Raw genomic sequence first — 22,674 nt, 5'->3', positions numbered from 1 at the left:
CGGGGATGTTTTTATTGAATGTAACGGCGTGCGCCTGCATACTCCTGTTTGTATGGAGCAGTATTCATAGAAATAATTTCAACCCGCTTGCCGGCTTTTGGAGCATGGATCATCTGGCCGCTGCCGGCATACATGGCGACATGATGAACACGTCCTTTGCCATTATTATAAGCAAAAAACAGCAGGTCGCCTGGCTGAAGAGCGGATTTTGCCACTGCTTTGCCCGCTTTTGCCTGTTCGGACGCATCACGTGGAATGCTGATGCCGTGGTACCGGTAAACCGAAGAAGTGAAGCCTGAACAGTCAAAGCCGTAAGCCGACATCCCCGACCATAAATATGGAAGGCCGAGAAACTGTTTTCCTGTTGCCAAAAGCGCAGACCCGGTTGGTTTCGGTATGTTTGGAACTGCAGCAAGCACCCGGATGTCGCTTTTCTTAAGCCATTTGGCACCATTTGCCGGAGTCATAACTTGTACCCAGTTCGTTTCTGATTTAATAATCGGCAGTTCTGTATTAAAGCTGATTTCCATAAACGACTGTTTCTTATCATGAAACAAAAAAGCGGTCTTGGATTTTACCCATGCCGTCTGGCAGCTCTCGTAGGCAGCAGGCTGTGTGGTAAGTTGTGATTTAGGCAGCCAGCCTGGATAACCTTTACTGTTTTTGGGCGTGAGCTGATCTTTCACAGCTACTTGTGCCCAGCTGCCGCTTGTTTTAAGCACAGTGACTTCCTGGCCATACAAGGCCTGTGTTTCTGCTTTTCCAGTAAGCCAAAGACGGTCTTTCACAGTGGACATGTTCGCTGTCCAGTCCCGCATGTTGACAGGATTTGAGAGGGACGGCTGATCGATCTTTCGTTTTGCACTCGTATCTTTCCAGAGCGTGGCAACAGACACATTAATATATGTTTTGCTGGCGGCTTTTTTTGTATAACAAGCAGCGGCAGGTTCAGCGGCTTTTGCAGCGGGAGATACGAGTGATAAAGCCATTACGCAAAGCATGATCGCTATCATCACCTTTTTGAAGGTCATATCTTAAAGCTCCTCTATTATATGGTATTTGTTGTCATGACTATATCATGATTTAAGAGAGTTGTTAATAGAATCTTTGTGTCAATATGCCCACGTCAGAGCATTTAAGATTATTCATAGTATATGTACCTCAGACAGAGAGGTTGAATGGAAATTGACTGATAGGCGCCTGCATCATGTATAATAGAGAAGATTAAAAAGGAGGCGTTTGTATGGGAAAACAGTTACCAGTAGCAGAACAGGTGCTTCTTGCTTATTACGTACAGTATTATTTAGAGAACAAGCCGGATGTCATGTACGAGCTGCATGAACGGATGAGTGAGAATATGAAGCCGGCGGTTTATGAGATTGCCATGAACGACTTGTTTGACCAGGGGCTTATTAATGGCCTGGCAAAAATCCGTCATTATTATGAAACGGACGGGCATGTAATCAAGCCGATGATTACAAATGAAGGCATTTTATATATTAATAACATACTCAATATTCAGTCGTATGCAAGTGATGATAATAAACTTCAATATGTACAAAATAGTTTGTCTACAAGCGGCCTCGAGCTGTCTGTTCCGGTTATTGCCGACTATATCCAGGAAGCAGCTGCCCGAAAATAAAAACCTCTTTCAAAGAAGATTCAGATTGTAGACAAATAAATCTTTTGCCGAAAGACCTCTTTGTTTCTTTTTCATGCAGAGAGTGCGGGCGGTTAGGAAGAGAGCCGATAAGGCGGCGGGCGCTCGGCTTCCCTTATCGGCTCTCTTCAAGAAGCAATGTTTCCCGAAAAGAAACCTGCCCTTTTTAATAGTGAAAGCTTTCATAAAAAAAGACTGACGGCTTTGTTGACAGTCTCAAACCTCTTTCAAAGAGGTTTTTTTTGTAGAAGTTCAAGTAGATAGAAAAGAGGATTAAAACGTGAAAAGAAAGGTGACACTGATTCTATGTTCAGCCGCAGCTTTCGTTCTGTCAGCCTGCAGCTTAGAAGATGTGAACGATGTTCTTGAAGTAACAGAAGATGTATTAACAGCGATTGAACAAGAAAATGAGCAAACAGAAACGAATACCGATGAGGCAGAGGAGCCGGTTAATGAAGCAGGCAGCATTCTAAAAACAAAAGGAGTAATGGAGCCGATACCGGCAAAGCTCGTCCGCCCGATTGACGGTGACACCGCTGTGTTTGCTTTTGACGCGGACCGTGATGGGAAAGAAGAAGAATTCAGTGCTCGGTTTCTGCTTATTGATACACCAGAAACCCGTCATCCGCAGCTGGGCAGGCAGCCGCTCGGTGAGGAAGCAAAGGAGCGGACTGCAGAATTGCTCAAAGGCGGAGATATTACGATTGAATTTGATATTGGACAACGCCTGGACAAGTACAATCGAATGTTAGTGTATGTCTATGTGAATGGAAGAAGCGTACAGGAAACGCTTCTTGAAGAGGGGGTGGCGCGGGTGGCTTATGTATATCCGCCAAATACACGCTACTTGGATGAGTTCGAAGCGAAACAAGAAATAGCCAAGAAAAAGAAAAAAGGTATCTGGTCTATGGATGGCTATGTGACCGAGCGTGGATTCAATTCAAAATAAGGGAGGAAGCAGAATGATTCACCTGTGGAAAGAAGAAATTCCTTTTAAACTTGAGGGAGAGGAAACACCTTCTATGATGGCTTATCCAGCTGGGGACAGTACAGCGCCGGCTATGCTGATTTTTCCGGGTGGAAGCTATGCCAGACGGGCTGATCATGAAGGAGAACCTGTCGCAAAATGGCTGAACGGTCTTGGTATTCATGCCTTTGTTGTTCATTATCGAACAGCACCTTACCGTCATCCCGTTCCACTTTTGGATGCTTCCCGCGCCATTCGTCTTGTCCGGCATCATGCAGCGTCGTGGAATGTGGATCCAAACCGAATTGGCGTGCTCGGCTTTTCGGCGGGAGGCCACCTTGCATCAACGCTTGCCACTAAATACGATCAGGGAATGGCAGATGCTGCTGATCCAGTTGAACAGCAGCCGTCTCGTCCGGACTTGCTCGTTTTAGGTTATCCCGTTATTACACTCGGCGAGCATCGCCATGAAGGATCGATGGAAAATCTGCTTGGACCCGGTTCATCGGGTGAACAGCGGCTGTTTCTATCAAATGAGCGGCACGTAACGAAAGAAACGCCGCCTTCCTTTTTATGGCACACAGCAGATGATGAGCCGGTCCCAGTGGAAAACAGCTTGTTATTCGCGGCTGCATTGAGCCGTGCTTCGGTTCCCTTTGATTTGCACATCTTTGAAAGCGGCCGCCACGGACTTGGTCTTGCTGAGGGTTATAAGGAAGTGTCTAAATGGACGTCTGTATGTGAAAGCTGGCTTCGCAAGCACGGTTTTTAAAAGAGATTATAAAAAAGATAGAAACCAAACCGCATGGCGCTGTTCATCGGCCGCCGCCCGATTAAATACTTTTTTCACGTAAGGAAGATGAGTGGAATCGGCTATGTCCAGATAAAATTCAGACGTTTCTTGTTCGTCCTTAAAAGCCCGTAAAATGCCTTGCTTGAATGTTTTAGGAAAGGGTTCGGCACATACAGGAGAAGGAGCGTTTCCAGTTAACGCATGATAAAGGGAGGAAAATGTTTCTAAATGCCGGACTTCATCCGTGCGAATTGCTAAAATTCTTTCTTTCTGAGAAGGCGTTGAAGCCATATCTGCCAGCTTCTCATAAATGTGAATGGCTGTATATTCTCCATTGATCGCTTTTGTGAGTTTCTCGTTCAGCATCACAAGCACATCCTTTTCAGCAGCGTAGTGCTATATCGTATGCAGAGGTATGTTTTCTTGTTAAAATGGACGGGTAAACGCAGAAAAATGTCGAACAAAAAGGAGGAGAATGCAATGAAAGCCATGTTACTGCAGGAAACGGGCGGACCGAACGCGCTAAAGCGCGTGGAAGTAGAAAAACCGTCCGCGGGCAGCTGGGAAATTATTGTGAAGCTGAAAAATGCTTCCTTAAACCGGCGTGATGTTTTCATTACATATGGCATGTACCCGGGGATGAAGCTGCCGGCTGTTCTTGGAGCAGACGGAGCAGGTATCGTAGAGTCCGTGGGAGACGGTGTGGAAAGTCTGCGGGCAGGGGATGAAGTGGTTATCAATCCAGGCCTTCAATGGGGAGATGACATTCGATTCAATCAGCCGGACTTTCACGTTCTCGGCATGCCTGCAGATGGAACCTATGCCGAATATGTAAAAATCTCATGCGAGAATGTATATAAAAAGCCGGCTTACTTAACATGGCCGGAAGCAGCGGCTCTTCCGCTTTCTGCCCTTACGGCTTACCGGGCACTCATTACGCGCGGAGAACTGAAAAAAGGCGATACGGTCTTTATCCCCGGCATTGGCGGCGGTGTAGCTTTGTTTGCTCTTCAAATTGCTGTTGCAAAGGGAGCGCGTGTATTTGTTTCGTCAAGTAACGATGAAAAAATCGAACGGGCTAAACGAATGGGTGCAGCCGGCGGCATCAACTACCGGAGTGAGGGCTGGGCCAAAGCGTTAAAGAGCGAAATGGGCGGCGCCGACTTGAGCGTTGATGGGGTTGGCGGGGAAACCTTTAACCGTCTAATCGACCTTGCCAAGCCGGGAGGCCGGATTGTAAGCTTTGGGGCTACAGCGGGTCCAGTGCCCCAGCTCGTTTTGCCCCGCGCGTTTTTTAAGCATCTGGATATACGGGGAACCACAATAGGCAGTCCACAGGAATTTGCCGATATGCTGACATTATTTGAACAGGAAAAAATTCATCCAGTCATTGATAAGCATTTTCCGCTTGAAAAAGCTGCGGAAGCTCTCGAATACATGGAAAATGGCGATTCATTCGGAAAAATCGTACTCGATATTTAATGACCGCCTATCCAAATGCATCAAGCTGGAAAGCAAAAGTGGGCAGCTCCTCAAGAAGGACTGTCTATTTTTTGATTAAAAATATACAAAATTGGTTTGTAAAGATGGTCGAAAACGAACGCATTTTTAGGCACCCGGCGCAGCTGCCCATACATAGAAAAGTCACCTGCAGCTCCCCCGATTAAAAAAGCAGAAACGGTCATAAGAGAAGCACTGTTCAGCCAGATACCTATTACAAACGGAAGCAGCCCGGTCAGCCAAAATGGGAGCAGGAGCGCTTTTTTCATAGCCCGTACCGGCAGCATTTTTTTCGTGCCCGCATACGCAACACCAAGTTCCCGGTTCACTCCATATACAAGATCTTCACGTTTGCATTTTCCCCAAAGTTTAAACCCGATCAAATGACAAATTTCATGAAGCACAATAAGTATGACGTAAAGAATGAGCCATAACAGGATACCAAGCATGGAAAAGGAAAAAAAGCTTTCTTTGTGAAGCATGACAGCGGCAAAACTGCCGATCAGGACGAACAGAAGAGTCAGCACAAGCGACCAAATGTGAATCCTTTTCATATTCAGCTCAATCACATAGTCTGGTTTACCCGGGAGATTCATTGTTATCCTCCTTTGATCGTCTGCTATTTGTGAGCGGTCCGTTCATACAGCTCCTCCATCGACCGGTTTAACACAGGAGTAACAGCGAAAAAAACGAAAGCTAAAAGACCTATTACGATTTCTTTCATTCTATTGTCTCTTTTTGCGAGCCTGATTACCAAAACACAAAATGCCGGTCTCTATCTATGTGTATGTTAAAATCATACCATATGGATAAAATGAAGGGGGAATTTGATGAAAGCCATTCTGCACGCAGGAAAATCAGGCCTGTCAGGCGTTTCGGCCGGGCAGATTGAAAAGCCGGTACCCGGACCGGGAGAAGTACGCATACGGTTAAAAGCCGCCGGCTTAAACCACCGCGATCTTTTTGTGCTGCACCGTCATAAAGAAACAGAGCCGCCGCTTGTAATCGGATCAGACGGTGCCGGCATTGTAGATGAAGTGGGTGCTGGCGTAACCATAGTCCAAACTGGCGATGAAGTGATAATCAACCCGGGATTAGGATGGCCGTATAAAAGCGACGCCCCGCCGGAGGGCTTTGAAATTGTCGGCCTGCCTTTTCATGGAACATTTGCCGAGTTTATTACGGTACCGGCAGAAAATGCTGTACCGAAGCCGGCTCATTTGTCGTGGGAAGAAGCGGGTGTCCTGACGCTCGCTGCCCTGACTGCTTACCGTGCTCTTTTTACAAGAGGAAAAGTAAAGCCGGGCATGACCGTTTTTATTCCCGGGATTGGCAGCGGAGTGGCCACTTTCCTATTGCAGTTTGCCAAAGCGGCTGGTGCTATAGTGTATGTAACATCCCGGTCAGAGGAAAAGCGCCAAAGAGCATTGGAACTCGGTGCGGACAAGGCCATCGATTCAGCTGTTGATTGGTGTGAAGCACTGGAGGGAGAAAAAGTGGATCTAGTGGTCGAGTCTGTCGGAGCCGCGACTTTTAACCGATCACTCGAGCAGTTAAAAACAGGCGGCACCATTGTGACGTTTGGCGCCTCTGCCGGCGATGAAGTGATGATCAATTTGCGTACATTTTTCTATGGACAGTTTAATATGTACGGCTCCACGCTTGGGAGCGGTGAAGAAATGAGAGAGATGCTCGCGTTTATTGAGACTCACAATCTGCGTCCGGTAATGGATCAGACCTACACGTTGGACCAATTTAAAGAAGCATTCATCCGAATGGAAAAGGCCGAACAAACTGGTAAAATTGCATTTGCTATTGAATGAGATGCTTTAGTGTGATAAAACTAGTATCAAGATCAAATTAAATAGGAATCACCGCTGGGGGTGCCTTCGGGCTGAGAAAGGCGAGCTGCCTTAACCCTTAAAACTTGATCCGGTTTGTACCGGCGTAAGGAAGAGGTGTTTTGACGCTTTATGTCCGACATGTCATCACAACCGTTTCTTCCATGCGAAGAAATGGTTTTTTTTGTTTGGGAAAGGAAGAGAGCTGTGAAAGAGATGATCGAAGGAATACATAAACAAATAGATGAACGAAAAGAAGAGCTGGTTGAACTGCTGAAAACATTAATTTCGTTTCGGACACCGGCACCGCCAGCCCGCAATACAGAAGAAGCCCAGCAGTTTGTTGCCCGGTTTTTGAGCACAAAAAGTTTTGATATTGACAAATGGGATGTATACCCAGGCGATCCGAATGTGGTGGGTACGTTAAAGGGAACAAACAGCGAAGCTTATAAAAGTCTCATTATTAATGGTCATATGGACGTGGCAGAAGTAACGCCGGATGAGCAATGGGAGTCAGACCCGTTTACGCCAATCGTAAAAGAAAATGCTGTGATCGGACGTGGAGCGGCAGATATGAAAGGCGGCCTGGCCGGGGCCCTGTTTGCCATCCAGCTTCTTCATGAAGCGGGCATAAAGCTTCCGGGTGACTTGATCGTTCAATCCGTAATCGGCGAAGAAGTCGGCGAAGCCGGAACGCTGGAGTGCTGCAGGCGCGGCTACAATGCTGATTTTGCGCTTGTAGCTGATACGAGTGAACTGCACATCCAGGGACAGGGCGGTGTCATCACCGGCTGGATTACGCTAAAAAGTGACCAGACCTTTCATGATGCTACACGGCGGCAGATGATTCATGCAGGCGGCCGGCTGATGGGTGCGAGCGCCATTGAAAAAATGACAAAAATCATCCACGGCCTGCAGGAGCTTGAACGGCACTGGGCGGTAATGAAAAGCTATCCGGGCTTTCCGCCGGGAACGACGACAATCAATCCAGCGGTGATCGAAGGCGGACGCCATGCTGCTTTTATTGCGGACGAGTGCCGTCTATGGATTACGGTTCATTTTTATCCGAATGAAACGTACGAAAGTGTAGCGCAGGAAGTCGAAGAATTTATCGGAAACATCGCCAAAAGCGATTTGTGGATGCAGGAAAATCCGCCGCGGTTTGAGTGGGGCGGTACGTCTATGATTGAAGACCGGGGCGAAATTTTCCCTTCGTTTGAGGTGGATCCTCACCATGCGGCTGTCCATGCACTGATAGATGCACATCAAACGGTTTTTCATGAAAAGCCTGTACTCGATGTGTCCCCTTCTGTAACGGACGGCGGCTGGCTGGCAGATGCCGGGATTCCAACGGCTATTTACGGGCCCGGCGCGCTTCGTCATGCGCATGCGGTGAATGAACAGCTCGACATTGATGAACTCGTTCGCTACACAAAAGTGATGGCGGCGTTTATTTACAATTGGACACATCAAAAGAAAGGAGAGCGCTGAAATGAAATTTAGTGATCATTTGCGGGAAAAATGCCTGCCGATCTGGAAGCAAAACCATCAGCATCCATTTGTGCAGGGAATGGGAGATGGAACGCTTCATCCCGACCGGTTTCGTTTTTACATGGTGCAGGATTATTTGTATTTAATTCAATATGCGAAAGTGTTTGCGATTGGAGCAGTGAAAGCGGAAGATGTGGCGACGATGGGCCGGTTTGCCGCACTTTTAGACGGAACGTTAAACGAAGAAATGGCTCTGCACCGGCAGTATGCTGCACGTTTTGGCATTACAGAAGAGGAGCTTGAAGCGGCAAAGCCGTCGCCGGTTACACTTGCTTACACGCATTACATGCTGCACGCGGCTCAAAATGGAACGCTGGCGGATGTGCTGGCGGCTGTACTTCCATGTGCCTGGAGCTACTGGGAGATTGGCAAGGAATTAAGTAAACGGCCGGGCGCTGCGGACCATGAGCTGTATGGTGAGTGGATTCGGATGTATGCTTCCGAAGAATTCGGCCAGCTTGCCCAGTGGTGCATTGATTTAATGGATGAGCAGGCGGATGGAAAGTCGGAACGGGAGCGTGCACGGCTTGAGGACATTTTCCTAAACACGACCCGGTTTGAATACATGTTTTGGGACATGGCATACAACGGAGAAATGTGGCCTGGCGATGCGTAAGCCGGTGCTTGAGTTTCGGGATGTGTCGTTTTCGTACGGCGGCAAAAAACCAATCCTTGATCAGTTGAATATGACGGTGTGCGACCGTGAATTTGTGACGATTATTGGAGCGAGCGGCTCCGGCAAAAGCACTCTGTTTCGGCTCATTACCGGGCTGGAACAGGAGGAGACGGGTGCTGTTTGGTTAAATGGAGAGCAGTTCAAAAGCCGGCATGGCCGTACCGGCTACATGCCGCAGCAGGACTTGTTAATGCCGTGGCGGACAGTGCTTGAAAATGCGTCTGTTCCGCTTGAGCTGGCCGGCGTATCCAAAAGGGAAGCAGCCAAACGCATTATACCGCTGCTGGATGAGTTTGGACTTGAAGGATCAGCGGACAAATATCCGTCTGAACTGTCCGGCGGTATGCGCCAGCGTGTATCCTTTTTACGCTCTGTTTTGACCGGTTCCAATATTCTGCTTCTCGATGAACCGTTCAGTGCATTGGATGCCATTACACGCCTGTCCATGCAGGAGTGGCTCTTGGATCAATGGGAACAGCGGGAGAAAACCATCCTCTTTATTACCCATGACGTGAATGAAGCGCTGTTTTTATCGGACCGGATTTTTATTTTCCGGGATACACCGGTCCGTACACTTGAGCAAGTAGCGGTTCCGCTTGGCCGCCCAAGATCACAGCGGGATTTAAATGATCCGGCCGTAATAAAGCTGAAAAATGACTTGATTGACCAGCTGCGGAACGGGGTGAAAAAGCCGTGATGAAGAAATATGGACCTGCCCTGCTGATTGTGCTTCTCTTATTCGGCTTATGGGAGCTGGCCGCACGCCTGGTGAATCTTCTGTTTATTTTTCCGTCTCCGTCCGGTGTAGCGGTTCGTTTTTGGGAGCTTCGGGAGACACTTTTTCTAGAGCATCTGCCGTCTACACTGTCGATCATTTTAATCGGACTTGCCATCTCGATTGTGCTTGGCGTGGCGCTGGCGATCTGGATGGCAGCAAGTGAAACGGCAGAACGGGCTTTTTATCCGATTGTGATTTCATCGCAAATGATTCCAACCATTGCGCTGGCACCTATTTTTATCTTGTTTTTCGGCTATGGGATCTGGAGCAAGGTCGTGGTAACAGTGCTCATTACCTTTTTTCCGATTACGGTCAATACATTTGACGGTTTGAAATCCAGCAGTAAGGAGCTGCGTGAATTAATGCTCACAATGGGCGGAACAAAAAAGGATGTTTTCTTTAAAGTGCAGGTGCCTTCTGCGAAGCCGCACTTTTATTCAGGATTAAAGGTCGCGGTTACACTAAGCGTGATTGGTGCGGCGATTGGTGAATGGCTTGGAGCACAGGCCGGGCTTGGCTACTTCAGCCGCCGCATGATGACCCAGTTTGATGGAGCGGCTGTTTTTGCGCCTGTTGTGCTGCTCTCGATTGTAGGCATTGTGTTATTTGTATTAGTTAAACTGCTTGAAAAGCGGTCAATGAAATGGAGGAAAAACGAATGAAAAAATGGATAGCGGGTGCTCTTGCTGCGGTTATGCTCGCAGGATGCGGAGCCAATGAAGAAAAACCAAAAGAAACAGCAGAAGAGGGCGGCCAAAAGGAGATGCAGGATGTCAGCATTATGCTGGACTGGTATCCAAATGCCGTACACAGCTTTTTATATGTAGCGAAGGAAAAGGGCTACTTTGAAGATGAAGGCATTAACCTGGACATTCAATTCCCGGCAAATGCGACAGACCCGATTGGAATGGCCGCGTCTGATCAAGTAACAATGGCCATTACGTATCAGCCGGACGTGATTGTGGCGCGTACTGAGCAAAATGTTGGTGTAAAATCAGTCGGTGCTATTGTACGGGAGCCGTTAAACCGGGTTGTGTCGCTTGCAGAAAGCAATATTAAGTCGCCAAAAGATTTGGAAGGCAAAACAGTTGGCTACACAGGAATTCCGTTGAATGAATCGATTGTGAAAACGATGGTGGAGAAAGACGGCGGCGATCCGTCGAAAGTAGACTTAGTGGATGTCGGCTTTGAATTAAACGCATCTCTTATCAGCAAAAAAGCGGATGCAGTGGTAGGTGCTTATATTAACCACGAAGTGCCGCTGTTAGAATTTGAAGGGTACAAAACTGCTAATTTTGATTTGACTGATTACGGTGTGCCGTCTTTTTATGAATTAATTGCTGTGACAAGCGATAAAACATGGAAAGAAAATCCGGAACTGATCGAAGCATTCTGGCGTGCAGCCGAAAAAGGATTTGAAGATGTGAAAAAAGATCCGGACGGCGCATTGGATATTTTAATGGCGAACCAGGAAAAAGAAAACTTCCCGCTTGAAGAAAAAGTGGAAAAAGAAAGCCTGGATATTTTGCTGCCGCTTATGGAATCAGAGCAGGGATTTGGCTATCAGGAAGAAGAAACGTGGCAAAAAACAGCTGATTGGATGGAACAGACAGGATTGGTTAAAGGAAAACCGGCTGTCGATGAACTGTTTGTCAATATGCCGAAATAAGAAAAGAAGAGCTGTCCGGAAAACCGGGCAGCTTTAGTGTTTAGACAAAGTTAAAAAAGAGCCGATAAGTGAAGCCGGCCGGACTTCGCGTTCCGCGGGCAGTGCGGGAGCCTCCTCGGCTACGCCTGCGGGGTCTCCCGACTCACTGTACTTCCCGCAGGAGTCTTCGTCCGGCAGGCTTCACTAAGTGGTGTGGAAGATCCATAAGCAAGGACCGAATAGACATTTTCTCTTTTTTAAACAGAAAGATACGACCTTATTCGCTCTATACCATCTTGTCGCAAGCCGCTTGGCGGCGGGAGGGCAGCGCAGACTCCTATGGGACTAGCGGGCAGCGGAGACCGGTGGAGCCGCCAGATGAAGCCGGGCTCAGCGCCTGCCCCATGGAAAGCGGAGCTGCCCGGACGCCGCCGATCCATCCCATTCGTGTGCACAGTCATCCATATAATTTGTCTATAGTCTGAAGCTGTCCGGAAAACCGGGCAGCTTTTTCTATTCTCTCTTTGCATATTTAGGCAGTGAAGGGGAATGAAAAAGAGACGAAGAAACATTCGGGAAAAGGAGTGAAGAAGGTGGATACATATAAATGGACGAAGCGGCTCATTGGGGTAAATGGAATCGATCTTTACACCGAAATGGCCGGGCCGGAGAATGGAGAGCTTGTTTTATTGCTGCACGGATTCCCGGAATGCTCCTATAGCTGGAAGAAGCAGGCTGATGCTTTAGTGGAGCAAGGCTATCGGGTGGTCGTGCCCAATATGCGGGGCTACTCAAAAAGCAGCAAGCCTGAGCCTCTCGAGGCGTATACACTCGATATGATTGCGAAAGACATAATAAACCTTATTCAATCTTTCGGCTGTGAAAAAGCTCTTGTAGTGGGCCATGACTGGGGAGGCATTGTCGGCTGGTTTTTAGCTTCTGTTTATCCCGATTTTGTACAAAAGCTGGTCATTTTGAACGTGCCGCATCCAGCTGTTTTTGCCAAAACCGCTCCTTTTTATCCCCTTCAATGGCTCAAAAGCGCTTATATTTTCTTTTTTCAGCTTCCGTTTTTGCCGGAATGGCTGCTCAGGCGAAATGAGTACAGCCTGCTCGAAAAGCTGATGAAAACAACCGCCCATCCAGGAACCTTTGATGAGAAGGATATGCGGGTGTACAAAGAAGCATGGACGGAAAAAGGATCCGTTACAGCGATGCTTAATTGGTACAGAGCGATGCGGCAGCAGGATTTTTTTGAAATTCCAGCTCCCGGACCGGCTGTGCCTGTACGGATGCTATGGGGCCGAAGAGACGCGGCGTTGTCTCTTATACTGGCCAAAAAAAGTGTCGAGCAATGTGGGAACGGGCAGCTTGTGTTAATAGATGAAGCAACTCATTGGCTTCATCATGAATATCCTGAAATCGTAAGTGCATGGATCAGCCGGTTCTTAAAAGAAGAAGCATCCGGATCATGAACAATATGAACAAAAAGAATAAAATAGCAATAACCTGTTCCTTCATAATGTACTATGTTACTCTTGTTTTATCCCCTGATGTGAACAGAAGTGGATCACATCCCCAGGGAAAACGGAGCGCCGCGCTCCGTTTTCTTTTTTGACAAGATGGAGGCGTTTTCAACATGTTGGTTTTCGCTAGTGTGTTCCTTCAAATTATTTTACCGATGTTTTTACTCATCGCTGCGGGGGCTGTGCTGCACCGCAAGTACACGCTGCATATGCCTACTTTATCAAAGCTTACGATTAACTTTTTTCTGCCGATGGTTTGCTTCGTCAATATATATGAAACGGAATTATCGGGCAAAACAGCCGGGATTGTTTTTGCCTATTTGCTGTTGTTCAATGGACTTTTAATTGTGGCAGCGCTCCTTATTTCCAAGCTAGCCGGTTTTGACCGGAAGCTGTCCTCAAGCTATCAAAACAGCGGAGTGTTAAGCAATTCCGGCAATTATGGGCTGCCGGTAAGCGGTCTTGTCTTTGCGGCGAACCCGCTCGGTTTGTCGGTTCAGATTATTATCTCGATTTTTCAAAACCTGCTCACCTACACGTGGGGGTTTTACAATTCCGTTTCTGCTTCTGCCCAAGGTGAGAAAGTATTAAAAAAAGTGTTGAAGCTGCCAGTGCTTCATGCTCTTGTGGCAGCGGTTATCTTGAAGGCGGCCGGTGTGACCGTCCCTTCTTTTTTATGGTCGCCCATTCAGAACGCCTCTAACGCATTTTTGGCAGTAGCTCTTCTTACATTAGGCGCCCAGTGTGCGTATATGAAAATTACTTCTCTCTCAAAGCCGCTTGTGCTGGCTGTGTTTACCCGGCTTTTTCTGTCTCCCGCAATCGGGCTGCTCGTGATTACAATCTTGAATGTGCATGGCACGCTGGCACAAGCTATGTTTATTGCCAGCTCGTTTCCGACCTCGCGGAATAGTGCGCTTTTGGCACTTGAGTACGATAATTATCCTGAATTCGCTTCTCAAGCGGTGATCGTTACGACGATACTGAGCAGCGTTACGGTCGCTGTTGTCATTTATTTGGCCAAAATATGGTTCCCTGCGTAAGCGCTGTTTTTTTTCAAACCGCGCTCTTTTTTGTTGTGGTAAAATAAAAAAGACGAGGGAGGGGTAGGGATGATTGAAAATTGGATGGCCGAAGTGCAAAAAACGCGCCGGACACTTCGTTGTAATATGCTGGAAACGGTGCTGAATGAATTTGACTCACGGATCACCGGCCTGAGTCATGATAAACGAAAACAGAAATACCGGCAAATGGCGGAAAATCCGTTTCGTTTTTTCCGGGGCAATGCGTATTTATTTTACTATGACGTAACGAAAATTCCATTTTCTTTCCATACACCGGAAGATAAGCCGACGTGGATTCAAGGTGATATGCATTTGGAGAATTTTGGAGCATTCCAAAATAGTGAAGGGGACCTTGTTTATGACGTGAATGATTTTGATGAAGGCTATATGGGTTCCTATGTATATGATTTGCTCCGCATGACGGTCAGCATTGCACTTTATTGTGAACAATATGGATTTACCGATTCTGAAGAAAGAATGCGTACGTTTCTTCAAGCTTATTACAAACAGCTGAAAAAGTTTGTAAAAGGCAAAGAGAGTCCGGTAACGCTGTTTTTCACTGAGGAAAACACGAAAGGACCGATCCGGAAAGTACTCAAAAAGCTTGAAAAGCGTGACCTTGCCAGACTGCTTGACCGCTGGACCGTTAAAGAAGCGGGCAGGCGGATGTTTGCACTTTCTGAAGAACTCCAGCCTGTTACACAGAAAGAACAGCAAAAAATCGAGGCCGCCTGGTGCCAGTATGTAGAAAGCCTTGATGAAGAAGACAGAAAGAAAAGCGAATTTTATGAAATAAAGCATATTGTTCGTAAAAGCGGGTCCGGAACAGCTTCGATCGGTCTCGACCGCTTTTACATTTTAATAGAAGGAAAAGAAGAATGCGAACAAGAGCTTGATGATATTATTTTAGAAATGAAGGAAGTTCGCGCACCGGTTCCTGCTTACTTTATGCCGTACGATGAAGAATTTTGGCTGAGGTATGGCCATCAAGGTGAACGGGTAGTGATGACCCAAAAAGCGATGCATCACCATGACGATCCGTTTCTAGGTTTTGTCACGATTGATAACCGCCACTTTTACGTGCGGGAGCGCTCGCCATACAAAAAACGAATCAAGCCGGAAGATATCGAGAATAATCAGGAATTTGATAAAGTACTTGAAGTGTTCGGCGGCATCGCAGCAAAAATTCATGCCCGTGCAGACCGTGACATCGAACATTCATTGCTTGACTACCATAGTGAGGAAGAAATTTTAAAAGCCATTGGGGAGGAATATGACGCATTTGAAACACAGCTTATTTTTATGTCTATGGCATACAAAGAACGTGTAAAAAGCGATTATGTCCTGTTTTGCGGCTGGCTCAATACGAAGTTTATCTAAAAATAAAAAAACTGCCTGAGGGCAGTTTGAGACTGTCGACAAAGTCGTCAGTCTTTTTTTATGAAAGTTTTCAACGCCGAAACGGGCGGGAGACTTTTCAGGAAATATAGCTTCTTAAAAAGAGCCGATAGGAGAAGCCGGCCGGACTGCGCGGACCTTAGGACAGTGCGGGAGCCTCCTCGGCGCACACGCCTGCGGGGTCTCCCGGCTCACTGTACATCCCGCAGGAGTCTTCGTCCGTCCGGCCTCCCTATGTGTTTCGAAAAAGCAGAAACGAGGGCATCTACAAATGCGCTTTTGCCGCTTTGATGATAGGGCAAGCGTATCTATTAAGTTGTGCAGTCTTATTTAAACGCACAGGCGGCGGGTGTGCGTCGAAGACTCCTATGGGACGAGCCGGCTGGGGCCGCTATGCGGCAGAGACGGGCTCAGCGCCTGCCACATGGAAAGCGAAGCCGCGCATCTGCCGCCTTATCGGCTCTCATCCCAACTGCCTGCACACCTTGCATAAAAAGAAACGAAAGAAATCCTTTGGCAACAAATTTTGTTTGTCTACAATCTGAAAACTGCCCGAAGGCAGTTTTTTTTATGAAACAAGCTTTAAGCCAATGACCGAACTAATAATCATGGCAATAAAAAGAATCCGTCGAGAATCCCGGGGCTCTTTATAAACAATCATACCGACCAGCGCGCTGCCGACAGTTCCAATGCCTGTCCAGACGCTGTATGCCGTTCCCATTGGAAGAGAGCTCATCGCAATGGTAAGAAGAAGAAAGCTTAAGCCAAAGCCGCCAAACATAACGAGAAAAGAACGGACTGTTTTTCGCTCGCTGACCATCGTCATTCCGGCAACGCCGACTACCTCCAACAAACCGGCTGAAATTAATAATACCCAGCTCATGAAGCAGTCACATCTCTTTCAACCGTAACGGTTTTTAATCCAATTATCCCAATGAGGAGCACGGCAATCAGGCCAATTTTAATCCAGCTGAAGGGCTCATCAAAAAGTGTCATCTCAAGCAGAACGGTACCGGCAGAACCAAGCCCGACAAAAGCGGCGTAAACCGTCGTGGCCGGCAGCTGAGTTGAGCAATACAGCAAAAGAAGGAAACTAATCACAATCGCTGCTGCGGTCAGCATCCATTCAAACAGCGAATCGGCATGCTTTAATCCTGCTGCCCATCCAACTTCAAAAAATCCCGCTACGAGAACGAGAAACCATTTTACATTCATCTTTTTTTCTGTCCTTTCATAAAAGCCTGTTCATACACACGCCAAGCTGTATCGAGCCGCTTTTGCGAGCGTTCCCGCGTTCCATAACACAGCTCCACAAATAAGCTGTCTAAAATAATCGTATACATGACGGCCGCGTCTTCTGTATGAACAGAATCGGACGGCAGCACCGTTTTTACTTTTTCTTCAAGCGCGTGAAGATATTCATCATACTTTTCTAAAATACGTTTCTTTAAAAAATCAGGCGGAAAAAAAGAGCTTGTCAGCAAAAATCGAAATAGCGCATCTTCCTCATAAAGAAAAAGATAAGACTGAAGGAGCTTGTGTAAGTCACCTGCTTCTTCAACCCGTTTTGTTTCCGCATCAAAGGCATCTTCCATAATACATTCAAACAAGTGATCCTTGCTTTTAAAATGAGCGTAAAGAGAGGGCTTTTTAATACCGACTTTTTCACTGATCTGCGCCAGTGATGTTCCGGCATACCCATACTCGGCAAAAAGAGCCGCAGCCGCTTTTTTAATAGTTTCTTTCATGATAGCTTCCTTCCTAACGGTCGTTAGTCAAAGAGTAACACAGGTTGATGAAAAAAGCAAAAAGCCCGCCCGAGAGGGGCGGGCAGAGCTTCACGTCGTGTATTCACCATTAATTTTCACATAATCATAGGAAAGGTCACAGCCCCATACGGTAGCAGCGCCCGTTCCGGTTCCGAGTGATATTTTAATGAGTACTTCATCTGTTTTTAAATATTCCTCCAGCTCGGCGCGTTTGTCTTCTGTCGGTGCACCGTCTTGGAACACATATACGTCGGCAAAAGAAACGGAAACAGAAGAAGTGTCAACGGCATCCTCTGAGTTTCCAATCGTGGACATAATCCGGCCCCAGTTCGGGTCTTCGCCGAAGAGAGCGGTTTTTACAAGCGGCGAGTTAATAATGGACTTACCGATTTTTTTCGCCACGGTATCGCTGTCAGCTCCTGTAACCTGCACTTCCACAAGTTTCGTCGCTCCTTCTCCATCCCGGGCGATTTCTTTCGCCAGTTCGATGCAGAGATCCGTCAATACTGCTTCAAACTCGGCCAGGTTCACTTCGCCCGCCAGTCCGTTTGCCATGATTGCGACTGTATCGCTTGTGCTTGTATCGCCATCTACTGACACGCTGTTGAACGATACATTTACCGCTCGCTGAAGCATCGCTTTTAAATCATCTGCTTCTATTTTTGCATCCGTTAAAATATAACTAAGCATTGTCGCCATATTCGGCTCAATCATGCCAGATCCTTTTGCCATTGCAGCAAGCGTAACCTCCCCAATTTTGCGGGTCCGAAATTTCGGGTACGTATCAGTTGTCATGATTGCTTTCGCAGATTGCTCAAGGCCGTCTGGGCGAAGCTCGGCTTTTAAGCCGGGCACAGCCGACACAATTTTTTCGATTGGCAGCGGTACGCCAATTACACCGGTAGAAGAAGGAAGCACATCAGAAGGGTCAATTCCAAGCTCGGCCGCAACCGCTTCCGTCATCGTCCGGGCATCCTGAAGTCCTTTTTCGCCGGTCGCCACGTTGGCATTTTTGCTGTTAACGGCAATCGCCTGCAGGTAACCGTCTTTCACATGCTCTTTGCCAATCACAATCGGTGCACCGCAAAAGTGGTTTTTCGTAAACATCGCCGCAGCCGCTGCCCGTGTATCTGAGTAAATAATGGTGAAATCAAGTGTGTCGTCTTTTATCCCTGCATTGAGTGAGCAGGATGAAAAGCCTTTTGGAAAATGAGTCAAAGAAAATCCCCCTATACGTTTATGTCGATGCTTTTATTATACACGGAAACAAGGGAGAACGCGAAGAGTATTTGAATAATTATTCAAACTAAATGAATATATAGTATTGACATCTTTACGGAATCAAGTAAGATAAAAGGATAAAAGAGAAGCGGGAAGGGTGAGAAATCGTGATTAAAGTACGCAAAGCCGTGCTGGGTGACGTGGAGCAAATATTTGAACTTGTGAATCATTATGCAAAAGAAGGGCTGATGCTGCCACGAACGAAAGACTCGCTCATTCTGAATTTGCAATCGATTTCTGTTGCAGAAGAAGATGGAGAGATTCTTGGCCTTGCAAGCCTCGCGATACTTGGTCACGATCTCGCTGAGGTTCGTTCGCTTGCGGTGAAAGACAGCGCAAAAGGGCGGGGCATTGGAAAGATGCTCGTCCAGCGTATTATAGAAGAAACTGAATTAATTGGGATTCCAAAGCTGATTTCCTTAACGTATCAAGTCGCTTTTTTTGAAAAATGCGGATTTGAAATTATTTCAAAAACAGAAATGCCGCAGAAAGTCTGGACGGATTGTGTACACTGCCCGAAATTCCCGAGCTGTGATGAAATTGCGATGGCGATTCAAACAGCTTAACGACCATCGGCTGCCTTATACAAGGCAGCCGATTTATTTTTGTCAATCTGATCATTTTCTCTGCAAATTGGGTATAAAGAGTTTATACAGTTTTTCAACAAGAGGAAGACAGGAGAGATGAAGATGGAGCGAAATCGTACAATGATGCAGTTTTTTGAGTGGCATTTGCCGGCCGACCAAAAGCATTGGAAAAGGCTTGCCGAGCGGGCAAAAGAATTAAAGGAAGCAGGCATCGGTGCCGTATGGGTTCCGCCGGTTACGAAAGGACAGTCGGCGGAGGACCAGGGATACGGCGTGTACGATTTATTTGATCTTGGCGAGTTTGATCAAAAAGGAACCATTCCAACAAAGTACGGCACAAAAGAGGAATTACAGCAAGCGATTAAAGCATGCCATGAAGCCGGTATTCATGTTTACGTTGATGTGGTGATGAACCACAAGGCGGGAGCGGATGAAACCGAAACGTTTGCAGTTGTGGAAGTGGACGAGCTTGATCGCAAAAAAGTAATTTCAAAAGCGCCGTTTGATATTGAAGGATGGACCAAATTTACATTCCCTGGACGAAAAGGAAAGTACTCTGATTTTATTTGGACATTTGATCATTTTAATGGCACTGATTATGATGCCAAAGAGGATCGGACCGGTATTTTCCGAATTGAAGGCGAATATAAAAAGTGGAATGAAAATGTAGATGACGAATTCGGCAATTATGATTATTTAATGTTCGCCAACATTGACTACCGACATCCAGCCGTGCGGGAAGAAATGATCAAGTGGGGAAAATGGCTGGCAGAAGAATTAAATTGTGACGGATACCGGCTTGACGCGATCAAGCATATTGATTACAAGTTTATTGATCAATTTACGAAAGAAGTAGAAGAGGAGCATGATGGGGATTTCTTTTTTGTCGGTGAATTCTGGGTGCCTGATCTCGAATCATGCGCTCATATGATTGAAGCAACAGGCGGCCGGATTCATTTGTTTGATGTGCCCTTAAAATACAATTTATTTACGGCCTCCCAGGAAGGGGCGAAATATGATTTATCGAAAATTTTCGATGGCACGGTTGTACAAAATTATCCGCAAAACGCCGTAACGTTCGTTGATAATCACGATACGCAGCCGGGAGAATCGCTGGAGTCCTTTCTGGCAGACTGGTTCAAGCAAAGTGCGTATGCGCTGACGCTGCTTCGGCATGATGGCTATCCGTGCGTTTTTTATGGTGATTATTATGGAATTAGTGGCGAACATCCAATAGAAGGGAAAAAAGAAGCAATTGACCCGCTTTTATACTGCCGCCTACATAAAGCATACGGCGATCAGGAAGATTACTTTGACCACCCGAATACAATCGGCTGGGTGCGGCGCGGCGTAAAAGAAATTGAGCGCTCCGGCTGTGCGGTTGTCATTAATAACAGCGAAGAAGGTGGAGAAAAGCATATGTTTGTCGGAGAAGAAAGAGCCGGCGAAAAGTGGGTAGATATGCTGAATTCCCGTGATGAGATTATCGAAATAGGTAAAGACGGCTGTGCCACATTCCTGGTCAATCCGGGTTCTGTTGCCGTTTGGGCGCTTCCAGAAACAGATGTAGAAGAACCGGATCATAAAGAGAACCGAAAAAACGAACTGTTACAGGACTTCATGGAGGAAGTAAAACAAGAAATCAAGCAGGAAATCAAACAGGAATTAAAAGAAGAAGTCGAACAAAAAATGAAACAAGAAGTGAAGGAAGAAGTCGAACAGGAAATTAAGCAGGAAGTAAAAGCTGAAATTGAAGAAGAAGCGATAGAAGAAGCTAAAAAGGAAATCAAAGAAGAGCTGGCACGGGAAAAGCCATGGAACGAGGAGATAGCGAAAACAGAACAACCAGGCAAAAGAAGTAAAAAAACAGCAAAGAAAAATAAAAAAAAATAAAGAAAAACCCGCCGTCTTGAATGACGGCGGGTTTTTTGCCATTACAATCTAAATGAGCTTTTTAAAGAGACAATCCGGTTAAAGACTGGCTTGCCAAGCTCAGAGTGCTTCGGATCTACGTTAAAGTAGCCGTGGCGGAAAAACTGTAGTTTTTCCTGTACATCTACATCTTTCATGTTTGGCTCAATAAATCCGCTTAATGTTTCAAGCGAGTTTTTATTAACATAATCGAGGAACGTTTTGCCTTCTGTCTCCTCGCCTTCTTCGCTGTCCATAATGAGCGGCTCATACAAGCGGAACTCAGCAGGTACTGCGTGTGTTGCATCTACCCAGTGAATCGTTCCTTTTACTTTCCGTTCATTAAAGTCAGAACCGCTCTTTGTGCGTGGATCGTACGTGCAGTGAATCTCAACCACATTGCCGTTCTCATCTTTAATGAAGTCTTCGCATTTAACAAAGTAAGCGTGTTTCAAGCGAACTTCATTGCCTGGGAAGAGGCGGAAATATTTTTTCGGCGGTTCTTCCATAAAGTCTTCCTGCTCGATATAAATCTCACGTGAAAACGGAATTTTCCGCATACCCATTTCTGGATTTTCCGGATTGATTTCCGCATCGAGCCACTCAACCTGGCCTTCAGGATAATTGGTAATGACAAGTTTTAATGGACGGAGTACACCCATTGTCCGAGGTGCTTTCAGCTTCAGGTCTTCACGGACAAAGTGGTCAAGCATAGCTGAATCCACCACACCAGAGTTTTTCGATACACCTGTTTCTTTCACAAATTCGCGAATTGCTTCTGCTGTAAAGCCACGGCGGCGCATGCCGGAAATGGTCGGAAGGCGCGGGTCATCCCACCCGTCTACATGCTTTTCATCCACAAGCTGTTTTAATTTCCGCTTACTCATCACCGTATTGGTAAGGCCTAGACGGCCAAATTCGATTTGCTGCGGCTGCATATCCATTTCACATTCACGGACTACCCATTCATAAAGAGGGCGGTGGTCTTCGAATTCCGTTGTACAAAGAGAGTGCGTCACGCCTTCAATCGCATCTTCAAGCGGATGCGCAAAATCATACATCGGATAAATGCACCATTTATCGCCCGTATTGTGATGGGACGCATGAGAAACACGGTATAAAACCGGATCACGCAAATTTAAATTAGGGGAAGCCATATCGATTTTTGCCCGAAGCACTTTTGTTCCGTCTGCAAATTCGCCGTTTTTCATCCGTTCGAATAAATCAAGGTTTTCTTCTACAGTCCGGGTGCGGTACGGGCTTTCTTTCCCTGGCTCTGTAAGCGTACCGCGGTATTCACGGATTTCGTCAGCAGACAGGTCGTCCACGTAAGCGAGCTCTTTTTTAATTAGTAGTACAGCGCGTGCGTACATTTCATCAAAATAATCGGATGCATAGCGAAGTTCATCCCACTCATAGCCAAGCCAGGCAACGTCTTCTTTGATCGAATCCACGTATTCCTGATCTTCTTTTAATGGGTTTGTATCGTCAAAACGCAAATTCGTTTTGCCGCCAAAATCGTCAGCAAGCCCGAAGTTGATGACGATCGATTTCGCGTGGCCAATATGCAGGTAGCCGTTCGGCTCAGGCGGGAAACGGGTGATAACATGATCCCGTTTGCCTGATTCCAGATCCTGTTTGATGATCGTGCGAATAAAGTTAGATGATTGTTCCAAGTGAATCCAGCCTTTCTCTGTTAAGGTCATGTATGCCTATTATATTTC

General features: G+C 46.6%; 22 protein-coding genes, 1 pseudogene and 1 riboswitch. Of the genes and pseudogenes, 15 read left to right on the top strand and 8 right to left on the bottom strand.

Annotation, left to right across the window (positions count from 1 at the left end; translation table 11 throughout):
• Window positions 1-11 precede the first annotated feature (11 nt).
• Window positions 12-1,031 (bottom strand): C40 family peptidase, encoded by a 1,020-nt coding sequence (locus tag RG959_RS08820; protein WP_342796778.1) that lies wholly within the window; start codon window positions 1,029-1,031, stop codon window positions 12-14.
• Window positions 1,032-1,243: 212 nt separating this feature from the next.
• Between RG959_RS08820 and RG959_RS08815 the strand changes: the two genes are divergently transcribed.
• From RG959_RS08815 to RG959_RS08805, 3 genes are all read left to right on the top strand, one after another.
• Window positions 1,244-1,642 carry a hypothetical protein gene (locus RG959_RS08815; protein WP_251272091.1) on the top strand — a complete coding sequence of 133 codons (399 nt, stop codon included), beginning with the start codon at window positions 1,244-1,246 and terminating at the stop codon, window positions 1,640-1,642.
• A gap of 298 nt (window positions 1,643-1,940) precedes the next feature.
• Window positions 1,941-2,609: a thermonuclease family protein gene (locus tag RG959_RS08810; protein ID WP_342796777.1), complete on the top strand. Its 669-nt coding sequence runs from the start codon at window positions 1,941-1,943 to the stop codon at window positions 2,607-2,609.
• Window positions 2,610-2,622: 13 nt separating this feature from the next.
• Window positions 2,623-3,399 (top strand): alpha/beta hydrolase, encoded by a 777-nt coding sequence (locus RG959_RS08805; protein ID WP_342796776.1) that lies wholly within the window; start codon window positions 2,623-2,625, stop codon window positions 3,397-3,399.
• Between the two features lie 6 nt (window positions 3,400-3,405).
• On the opposite strand, the gene RG959_RS08800 is transcribed toward RG959_RS08805, so the two are convergent.
• Window positions 3,406-3,786 (bottom strand): ferritin-like domain-containing protein, encoded by a 381-nt coding sequence (locus tag RG959_RS08800; protein WP_342796775.1) that lies wholly within the window; start codon window positions 3,784-3,786, stop codon window positions 3,406-3,408.
• 114 nt (window positions 3,787-3,900) lie between these two features.
• On the opposite strand from RG959_RS08800, the gene RG959_RS08795 reads away from it, so the two are divergent.
• Window positions 3,901-4,902, top strand: coding sequence for a quinone oxidoreductase family protein (locus RG959_RS08795; RefSeq protein ID WP_342796774.1), 1,002 nt, complete (start codon window positions 3,901-3,903; stop codon window positions 4,900-4,902).
• Between the two features lie 50 nt (window positions 4,903-4,952).
• On the opposite strand, the gene RG959_RS08790 is transcribed toward RG959_RS08795, so the two are convergent.
• Entirely contained in the window at window positions 4,953-5,516 is a 564-nt protein-coding gene (locus RG959_RS08790) for a DUF3267 domain-containing protein (protein ID WP_342796773.1), read from the bottom strand.
• Between the two features lie 234 nt (window positions 5,517-5,750).
• On the opposite strand from RG959_RS08790, the gene RG959_RS08785 reads away from it, so the two are divergent.
• From RG959_RS08785 to RG959_RS08745, 9 genes are all read left to right on the top strand, one after another.
• The gene (locus RG959_RS08785; RefSeq protein ID WP_342796772.1) at window positions 5,751-6,743 is read left to right on the top strand and encodes a zinc-binding dehydrogenase; all 993 of its coding nucleotides are present in this window, start codon (window positions 5,751-5,753) and stop codon (window positions 6,741-6,743) included.
• Between the two features lie 46 nt (window positions 6,744-6,789).
• Window positions 6,790-6,891, top strand: a riboswitch (TPP riboswitch).
• A 77-nt stretch (window positions 6,892-6,968) separates the two neighbouring features.
• Entirely contained in the window at window positions 6,969-8,252 is a 1,284-nt protein-coding gene (locus RG959_RS08780) for an acetylornithine deacetylase (RefSeq protein WP_483298866.1), read from the top strand.
• A gap of 1 nt (window position 8,253) precedes the next feature.
• A complete protein-coding gene (gene tenA / locus RG959_RS08775) occupies window positions 8,254-8,928 on the top strand; it encodes a thiaminase II (RefSeq protein WP_342796771.1) in 675 nt (224 codons plus the stop codon).
• On the top strand, window positions 8,921-9,685 hold the full coding sequence (locus RG959_RS08770) for an ABC transporter ATP-binding protein (protein WP_342796770.1): 765 nt from the start codon (window positions 8,921-8,923) through the stop codon (window positions 9,683-9,685). The genes tenA and RG959_RS08770 overlap by 8 nt, the downstream gene beginning before the upstream one ends.
• Window positions 9,685-10,428 (top strand): ABC transporter permease, encoded by a 744-nt coding sequence (locus tag RG959_RS08765; protein ID WP_342796859.1) that lies wholly within the window; start codon window positions 9,685-9,687, stop codon window positions 10,426-10,428. Before RG959_RS08770 ends, RG959_RS08765 begins: the two co-directional genes overlap by 1 nt.
• Window positions 10,425-11,435: an ABC transporter substrate-binding protein gene (locus tag RG959_RS08760; protein WP_251272081.1), complete on the top strand. Its 1,011-nt coding sequence runs from the start codon at window positions 10,425-10,427 to the stop codon at window positions 11,433-11,435. Before RG959_RS08765 ends, RG959_RS08760 begins: the two co-directional genes overlap by 4 nt.
• A 572-nt stretch (window positions 11,436-12,007) precedes the next feature.
• The gene (locus tag RG959_RS08755; RefSeq protein WP_342796769.1) at window positions 12,008-12,889 is read left to right on the top strand and encodes an alpha/beta fold hydrolase; all 882 of its coding nucleotides are present in this window, start codon (window positions 12,008-12,010) and stop codon (window positions 12,887-12,889) included.
• 164 nt (window positions 12,890-13,053) lie between these two features.
• Complete coding sequence (locus tag RG959_RS08750; RefSeq protein WP_251272079.1) at window positions 13,054-13,983, top strand: AEC family transporter; 930 nt, start codon at window positions 13,054-13,056, stop codon at window positions 13,981-13,983.
• Window positions 13,984-14,052: 69 nt separating this feature from the next.
• On the top strand, window positions 14,053-15,384 hold the full coding sequence (locus RG959_RS08745; RefSeq protein ID WP_342796768.1) for a DUF2252 domain-containing protein: 1,332 nt from the start codon (window positions 14,053-14,055) through the stop codon (window positions 15,382-15,384).
• Window positions 15,385-15,970: 586 nt separating this feature from the next.
• On the opposite strand, the gene RG959_RS08740 is transcribed toward RG959_RS08745, so the two are convergent.
• From RG959_RS08740 to argJ, 4 genes are all read right to left on the bottom strand, one after another.
• Window positions 15,971-16,285: a DMT family transporter gene (locus tag RG959_RS08740; protein ID WP_315693108.1), complete on the bottom strand. Its 315-nt coding sequence runs from the start codon at window positions 16,283-16,285 to the stop codon at window positions 15,971-15,973.
• Window positions 16,282-16,617 (bottom strand): DMT family transporter, encoded by a 336-nt coding sequence (locus RG959_RS08735; RefSeq protein WP_309090076.1) that lies wholly within the window; start codon window positions 16,615-16,617, stop codon window positions 16,282-16,284. The genes RG959_RS08740 and RG959_RS08735 overlap by 4 nt, the downstream gene beginning before the upstream one ends.
• Window positions 16,614-17,150, bottom strand: a complete 537-nt coding sequence (locus RG959_RS08730; protein ID WP_342796767.1) for a TetR/AcrR family transcriptional regulator — start codon at window positions 17,148-17,150, stop codon at window positions 16,614-16,616. Before RG959_RS08730 ends, RG959_RS08735 begins: the two co-directional genes overlap by 4 nt.
• 90 nt (window positions 17,151-17,240) lie before the next feature.
• Window positions 17,241-18,389 carry a bifunctional glutamate N-acetyltransferase/amino-acid acetyltransferase ArgJ gene (argJ, locus tag RG959_RS08725; protein WP_342796766.1) on the bottom strand — a complete coding sequence of 383 codons (1,149 nt, stop codon included), beginning with the start codon at window positions 18,387-18,389 and terminating at the stop codon, window positions 17,241-17,243.
• A 170-nt stretch (window positions 18,390-18,559) separates the two neighbouring features.
• Between argJ and RG959_RS08720 the strand changes: the two genes are divergently transcribed.
• Window positions 18,560-19,018 carry an N-acetyltransferase gene (locus RG959_RS08720; protein WP_342796765.1) on the top strand — a complete coding sequence of 153 codons (459 nt, stop codon included), beginning with the start codon at window positions 18,560-18,562 and terminating at the stop codon, window positions 19,016-19,018.
• 123 nt (window positions 19,019-19,141) lie between these two features.
• Window positions 19,142-20,605, top strand: a pseudogene (locus RG959_RS08715) (alpha-amylase); the annotation flags it as partial.
• Between the two features lie 368 nt (window positions 20,606-20,973).
• On the opposite strand, the gene RG959_RS08710 reads toward RG959_RS08715, so the two are convergent.
• Window positions 20,974-22,626, bottom strand: coding sequence for a glutamine--tRNA ligase/YqeY domain fusion protein (locus RG959_RS08710; RefSeq protein ID WP_342796764.1), 1,653 nt, complete (start codon window positions 22,624-22,626; stop codon window positions 20,974-20,976).
• Window positions 22,627-22,674: the final 48 nt, after the last annotated feature.

This window comes from Domibacillus sp. 8LH (assembly GCF_038806185.1).
In the GTDB taxonomy this organism is placed as follows: Bacteria; Bacillota; Bacilli; order Bacillales; family Domibacillaceae; genus Domibacillus; species Domibacillus indicus_A.
The sequence above is the reverse complement of the archived record's forward strand: the minus strand, read 5'-3'. Positions and strand labels throughout refer to the sequence as shown.